The organism is Trebonia sp. (assembly GCF_030042015.1).
Lineage (GTDB): Bacteria > Actinomycetota > Actinomycetes > Streptosporangiales > Streptosporangiaceae > Trebonia.
On sequence record NZ_JASIAL010000336.1, the window covers coordinates 1 to 6417 of the forward strand.

A 6417-nucleotide genomic window follows, 5' to 3' on the forward strand; every position below is an offset into this window, starting at 1 on the left:
TGGGCGACCAGCCGGGCGTGCGCGGCGCGCGCGGCGTGCTGGGCATTCGGGTCCGCATCGGCGGGGATGCCGGCGGCCAGGCCCCGGATGCCGCCGAGCAGCGACTCAGCCACCGGCGCGGACAGCCGGTCGAGAGCCTTGACCGCCGCGTCGATCACCCGCGGCCAGGCGGCCAGGTGCGCGGCGCGGGCCGCGTCCCGCTGCTCGCGCGGCGCGTAGTCCTTGTCGTAGCAGGAAAGGTCGAGCTCCAACAGGTGGTGCAGCGGGTTGCGGCGGTGCAGCTCAAGGTCGCCGTAGACCACCCGCTGCAGGTCTTCGGCCGCGCGCAGGTGCGCCTCGTCGTGCGGATCGGCCTGTGCTCGGCCCGTCTCGCGGGCCGCGGCCAGCCGGGCAAGCCCGGCCGCCACGGCGGCCGGCGACAGGTCCTGCGGAATGCCGTCGTACTCGTGCCGGCCGCTGTACTCACGCATCTCCGCGACGTTGAGGTCGCAGACCGCGCGCAGCCGCGGGTCAAGGTCGTCCATGCGAGGCAACGCTACAGTGTTCGTTATGGCCGACATCCCGGAGTTCACCACCAGGCCGGAGCTCGCGGGCACGTTCGGCATGGTGGCGTCCACGCACTGGCTCGCCTCGGCGGCCGGCATGGCGGTCCTGGAAAAGGACGGCAACGCCTTCGACGCCGCGGTCGCGGCCGGTTTCGTGCTGCAGGTCGTCGAGCCGCACCTGTGCGGCCCGGGCGGCGAGGTGCCGGTGATCGGCTACGACGCGGGCCGCGGTGAGACGTTCGCGGTCTGCGGGCAGGGCACCGCCCCGGCCGGCGCCACCACGCAGGCCTACACGGCGCTCGGCCTGGACCTGGTGCCGGGCAGCGGGCTGCTGGCCGCGTGCGTGCCTGGCGCGCTCGGCGCGTGGCTGCTCCTGCTGCGCGAGTACGGGCGGCTGCGGCTGCGCGACGTGCTCGGCTACGCGATCGGCTACGCCGAGTCCGGGTACCCGCTCGTGCCCGCTATCAGCTGGGGCATCGCCAGCGTGGCCGACCTGTTCCGCGAGCACTGGACCAGCTCCGCGCAGGTGTACCTGCCAGGCGGCGGCGTGCCTGCGCCGGGCAGCAGGTTCGCCAATCCCGCGCTCGCCGCCACGTACAAGGCGATCCTTGACGAGGCCGAGGCGGCCAGCAGCGACCGGGACGAGCAGATCGAGGCGGCGCGGCGCGCCTGGTACGACGGTTTCGTGGCCGAGGCGGTCGGCCGGTTCGCGGCCACCGAGGTGATGGACGTGACGGGGGAGCGGCACCGCGGGTTCCTCACCGCGCAGGACCTGGCGACCTGGCACGCCCGCCTTGAGGCTCCAGTCACCTACGACTACCGCGGATTCACCGTCTGCAAGACCGGCCCCTGGGGCCAGGGACCGGTGTTCCTGCAGCAGCTCGCCCTGCTCGACGGCTTCGACCTGGACCGGATGGAGCCGGGCGGCGCGGAGTACATCCACACGGTGACGGAGTGCGCGAAGCTCGCGTTTGCTGACCGGGAAGCGTGGTACGGAGACCCGGACTTCGCCGATGTGCCCCTGGACGATCTGCTGTCACAAGCGTATAACGACGAGCGCCGCAAGCTCGTCGGCGACACCGCGAGCGCGCAGCTGCTGCCAGGCCGGCCCGGCGGAAGAGAACCGGCGCTGCCGGCATTCGCCACGGCACCGTTCGGGATAACAGCAAGAGGCGGGGCGGGCCCGCGGGGGAGCGGGGACCCCGCCCTGGATCCGGCGACCGGCGAGCCGCTCGCCAGATCCGCCAGCGCGCAGGCGCGGCGCGGCGACACCTGCCACCTCGACGTGGCCGACCGGTGGGGCAACCTGGTCACCGCCACGCCGAGCGGCGGCTGGCTGCAGTCCTCGCCCGTCATTCCCGAGCTCGGCTTCTGCCTCGGCACCCGTGCGCAGATGTTCTCGCTCACCCCGGGCCTGCCCGCCACGCTCGCGCCGGGCAAGCGACCGCGGACCACGCTGACGCCCACGCTGGCGCTGCGCGACGGCGAGCCGTACCTGGCGTTCGGCACCCCGGGCGGGGACCAGCAGGACCAGTGGACGCTCGCCTTCTTCCTCAGCCACGTGCACTTTGGGATGAACCTGCAGCAGGCGATCGACTTCCCGGCGTTCCACTCACGGCACATGCCGTCCTCGTTCTACCCGCGCGAGGCGTACCCGAGGGCGCTGGACGTGGAAGAGCGCGCCGGCGAGCCGGTCATCGGGGAGCTGCGCGAGCGCGGGCACGACGTCGTGGTGCAGCCGCCGTGGTCGCTGGGCCGGATCAGCGCGGTGGCCCGCCGCGGCGGCATGCTGTACGCCGCGGCCAACCCGCGCGGCATGCAGGGCTACGCCGTCGGCCGCTGACACCGATGACACATGTCATGACGGAGTGCTGAGGGAGCGCACTACCGGCCGCGCGCAGCCGATGGTGGTATGGGTGGCGGACGTACGCCATAGCCACAGCCACCCACCCAAGGGGACCACTGATGAGCCACAGCGGAACGGGACCGATCGTCTCGTTCGAGAACGTAAGCAAGCACTACGGGAGCCTCAAGGCGGTCGACGGGCTCAGCCTTGACCTGCGGCCGGGCGAGACCGTCGCCCTCCTCGGCCCGAACGGCGCCGGCAAGTCCACCTCGCTGGACATGCTGCTCGCGCTCCGCAAGCCGACATCGGGCAAGATCGCGATGTTCGGCAGCGACCCCTACCACGCGGTCAAGTCCGGCCGGGTCGGTGCCATGCTGCAGTCCGGCGGGCTGATGCCGGAGATCACGGTCGGCGAGCTGGTGACGCTGGTGGCGGGGTTCCACCCGCGGCCGATACCGCCGGAGGTCACGATGAAGCGCGCGGGCATCGCCGAGCTCGCCGGCCAGCGGGTCGACCGGCTGTCCGGCGGCCAGACGCAGCGCGTGCGGTTCGCGCTCGCGATCGCGGGCGACTGCGAGCTGATCGTGCTCGACGAGCCCACGACGGCGATGGACGTGGAGACCCGCCAGCTGTTCTGGGCGAACATGAAGGCCGAGGTCGCCGAGGGCAAGACGCTGCTGTTCGCCACGCACTACCTGGAAGAGGCCGACCAGGCCGCCGACCGCATCCTCGTGATCAACAGGGGACGGCTGCTCGCCGACGGCACCCCGGCCGAGATCAAGGAAAAGGCCGGGGCCAAGCGGATGTCCTTCCGCCTGAACCAGGTGGACGAGCCGTTCCTGCTCGGCCTGCCCGGGCTGGTGAACCTGGAGGTCAGGAACGACCTGGTGCAGATCCAGACCACCGATTCCGACGACACGCTGTACGCGCTGCTCGACGCCGGCTACCGGCCGCGCGAGCTCGAAGTGGGCAGCCTCGGCCTCGAGCAGGCCTTCATCGCGATCACGGCGGAAGACGACAGGGCGGGCGACCCGGCGACCCCGGCCGACCCCGTGCCGGCTGGTTTCCGCCAACAGGGAAACAGGGAGACGATCTGACATGAGGGGCACGTTGTCGCTGGCGACGGCCGAGGTCAACCGGGTGCGCCGGAACAAGCGCTACCTGATCTTCACCGTCGCCCTTCCGGTCATGCTGTACCTGATCTTCGCCAAGCAGGCGGCTACCGTCTACGGCGTACCGTTCAAGGCCTTCTACATGGTGGGCATGGCCTCGTTCGGCGCGTTCGCCGGAGCCTTCAACAACAACATGATCCGCATCTCGCAGGAGCGCAAGGACGGCTGGATCAGGCAGCTCCGGCTGACCCCGCTGCCCGCGAACGCCTACGTGGTCGCGAAGATCCTCGCCTCAATGGCGACCACGGTTCCGTCGATCGTGGTCGTGCTGCTGCTCGGCCGGTTCTACGGCGGCGTGATGATGCCGATCTGGAAGTGGATCGCGATCGCGGTCGCCATCTGGCTCGGCACGCTGATCTTCGCCGCGCTCGCGGTGGCCCTGGGCTACATGCTGCGGCCGGACTCGGTGCAGCCGGTCGCGATGCTCGTGTACTTCTTCTTCACGATCTTCGGCGGCCTGTGGTTCCCCCTCAGCGGCGGCCTGCGCAAGTTCGGCGAGATCACGCCGACCTACCGGATCATCGCGATCAGCACGGACGTGCTCGCCAACGGGACCATCTCGATCGCCAACATCGCCGTCATCCTGATCTGGCTAGTGGGCTTCGTCGCCTTCGCCGTGCTGGCGGTGCGGGCGACCGCCGAGGCGGTCTGAGCAGCGCGGCTCTGCGGGCCGCGCCCGCGGGCGCGGCCGCGGAGCACAGCCGGGCCTAGCATGATTAAAGGCGAGAGAGGCAGCGGATATGGCTGATCCCGGTACCGGCACGCGCTTCGGTCCTGGCGACAACAGCAGGGCCGCGCGCGTCATCGGCATGCTGTTCACCGCGGTCTGGCTCGTCTACCTCATCCAGCCGGTGACCACCTTGTTCGGCCATCACCACAGCGCGCTGTACACGGGCGGCGGGCTGGCGATCGTGGTGGCGTTCTGCGCCATCTACCTGAGCTACGTCCCCAGCTGGCCGCACCCCCTGCCGCGCGCGGTGTTCAGCGTGGCCGCCCTGGCCGCGCTCGCGGCGGCCGCCTGCGTGCTGTACGCGGGTACCGGGGCAAGCACGCTGTGGATCTTCGTGTCCTCCGCGTCCGGCCTGCTGGTCCCCAGCCGCCGCTGGGCGGTGCGGGCGGTCATCGGGTGCGGCGTGGCGTACGCGATCTTCTGCCTGACCGGGCACGTCGACACGACGGACTTCGTGCTCAACCTGCTGCCCGTCGTGTTTGTCGGCCTGGCCGTGATCGGCCTGCGCAGGCTGGCCGAGGTGACGAACGAACTGCGGCAGGCCAGGGAGACCGTGGCGCAGCTGGCCGCGAGCGAGGAGCGGCTGCGGCTGGCCCGTGACATGCACGACCTGACGGGGCAGTCGCTGTCGATGATCACGCTCAAGTCCGAGCTCGCCGCACGGCTGCTGCGGCGGCTGCCTGAAGGCCCCGACCGGGACCGGGTGCGCGACGAGATCGAACAGGTCGCGAGCGTCAGCAGGCAGACCCTGCACGACATCCGCGAGGCCATCAGCGGCTACCGGCGGCCGACGCTCGCGGTTGAGATCATCACCGCGCGCACCGCCCTCGAAGCGGCCGGGATCACGCCGCACGACGACGCGGACCTCACGCTGCTGTCCGGCACGTTCGACCCCGACGCGGAGGCGGCCCTGGCCTGGTGCCTGCGTGAGGCGGTTACCAACGTGGTCCGCCACTCGGGAGCGAAGAACTGCCACGTCGGTCTCACCCACCGCTCCGGCATCCTCGCCCTGGACGTCCACGACGACGGTCATGGCCACGCCGGGGACGCCGCGGGCACCGGACTGCGCGGCATGTCCGAACGGCTTGCCGCCGTCGGCGGCGAGCTCGAGATCGTTCCCGGCCCGGCCCGCGGCTTCACCGTCATCGCTTCGGTTCCCGACCGCAGCGGCGCTACCGTGACATCGTGAACCCGATCCGGGTCCTGCTCGCCGAGGACCAGGCGATGATCCGCGAGGCGCTCACGGCGCTGCTGTCGTTCGAGGACGACATCGAGGTGGTCGCCCAGGTCGGCCGCGGCGACGAGGTGACGAGCGCCGCGAAGGACGCCAAGCCCGATGTGGCCCTGCTGGACATCGAGATGCCCGGCATGGACGGCCTGGCGGCCGCGGCGGCGCTGCGGAAGCAGTCCCCGGACATCAAGATCGTCATCCTCACCACGTTCGGCCGCCCGGGCTACCTGCGCCGCGCGATGGAGTCCGGCGTGTCAGGGTTCATCGTGAAGGACTCGCCTGCGGACAAGCTCGCGCGGACGATCAGGCAGGTCAGGAACGGGCAGAAGGTCATCGACCCGGACCTCGCCGCGGCCGCGCTGACCGAGGGCGCGAGCCCGCTCACGCCACGCGAGCGGGACGTCCTCGCGGCCAGCCGCGACGGCGCGACGATCGCCGAGATCGCCGCCACCCTCTACCTGTCCGAGGGCACGGTGCGCAACTACCTGTCCGCCTGCATCCAGAAGACCGGCGCCCGCAACCGGACAGAAGCCCTGCGCCTAGCCCAGGAGCGCGGCTGGTTGTTGTAGGCACCCCCACCCGCAGTCCCCCCGGAGCACGTGCGCCGTTAAGGCGCGGCCGGGGGGTCCCGGGGGGTCGTCCCCCCGGGCAGGCGGCGCTATCGGGCCGCAGTCCCCCCGGAGCACGTGCGCCGTTAAGGCGCAGCCGGGGGGTCCCGGGGGGTCGTCCCCCCGGGCAAGAAGGCACTTCTTCCCCGTAGGATGAAGCGCGTGACATCACCCGGTTACCTTCGTTTCCCGCATATTCACGGTGATCTCCTCACCTTCGTCGCCGAAGACGACGTATGGCTCGCCCCGGCAGCGGGCGGCCGGGCGTGGCGGCTGACCTCAGAT

The 6417-nt window shown here is 71.2% G+C and carries 5 protein-coding genes and 1 pseudogene; 5 read left to right on the forward strand and 1 reads right to left on the reverse strand.

Annotated elements, in window-relative coordinates:
• Window positions 1-524, reverse strand: a pseudogene (locus tag Q1N79_RS18065) (DUF885 domain-containing protein); the annotation flags it as partial.
• Between the two features lie 25 nt (window positions 525-549).
• On the opposite strand from Q1N79_RS18065, the gene Q1N79_RS18070 reads away from it, so the two are divergent.
• The 5 genes from Q1N79_RS18070 to Q1N79_RS18090 all read left to right on the forward strand — a co-directional run bounded on the left by Q1N79_RS18070 (window position 550) and on the right by Q1N79_RS18090 (window position 6093).
• Window positions 550-2388, forward strand: coding sequence for a gamma-glutamyltransferase family protein (locus tag Q1N79_RS18070; RefSeq protein WP_300610382.1), 1839 nt, complete (start codon window positions 550-552; stop codon window positions 2386-2388).
• A 122-nt stretch (window positions 2389-2510) separates the two neighbouring features.
• A complete protein-coding gene (locus tag Q1N79_RS18075) occupies window positions 2511-3488 on the forward strand; it encodes an ABC transporter ATP-binding protein (RefSeq protein ID WP_300610384.1) in 978 nt (325 codons plus the stop codon).
• Window position 3489: 1 nt separating this feature from the next.
• Window positions 3490-4215, forward strand: a complete 726-nt coding sequence (locus Q1N79_RS18080; RefSeq protein ID WP_300610386.1) for an ABC transporter permease — start codon at window positions 3490-3492, stop codon at window positions 4213-4215.
• An 88-nt stretch (window positions 4216-4303) separates the two neighbouring features.
• Window positions 4304-5482 carry a sensor histidine kinase gene (locus Q1N79_RS18085; protein WP_300610388.1) on the forward strand — a complete coding sequence of 393 codons (1179 nt, stop codon included), beginning with the start codon at window positions 4304-4306 and terminating at the stop codon, window positions 5480-5482.
• Window positions 5479-6093 (forward strand): response regulator transcription factor, encoded by a 615-nt coding sequence (locus Q1N79_RS18090; protein WP_300610390.1) that lies wholly within the window; start codon window positions 5479-5481, stop codon window positions 6091-6093. Before Q1N79_RS18085 ends, Q1N79_RS18090 begins: the two co-directional genes overlap by 4 nt.
• The last annotated feature ends 324 nt before the right edge of the window (window positions 6094-6417 follow it).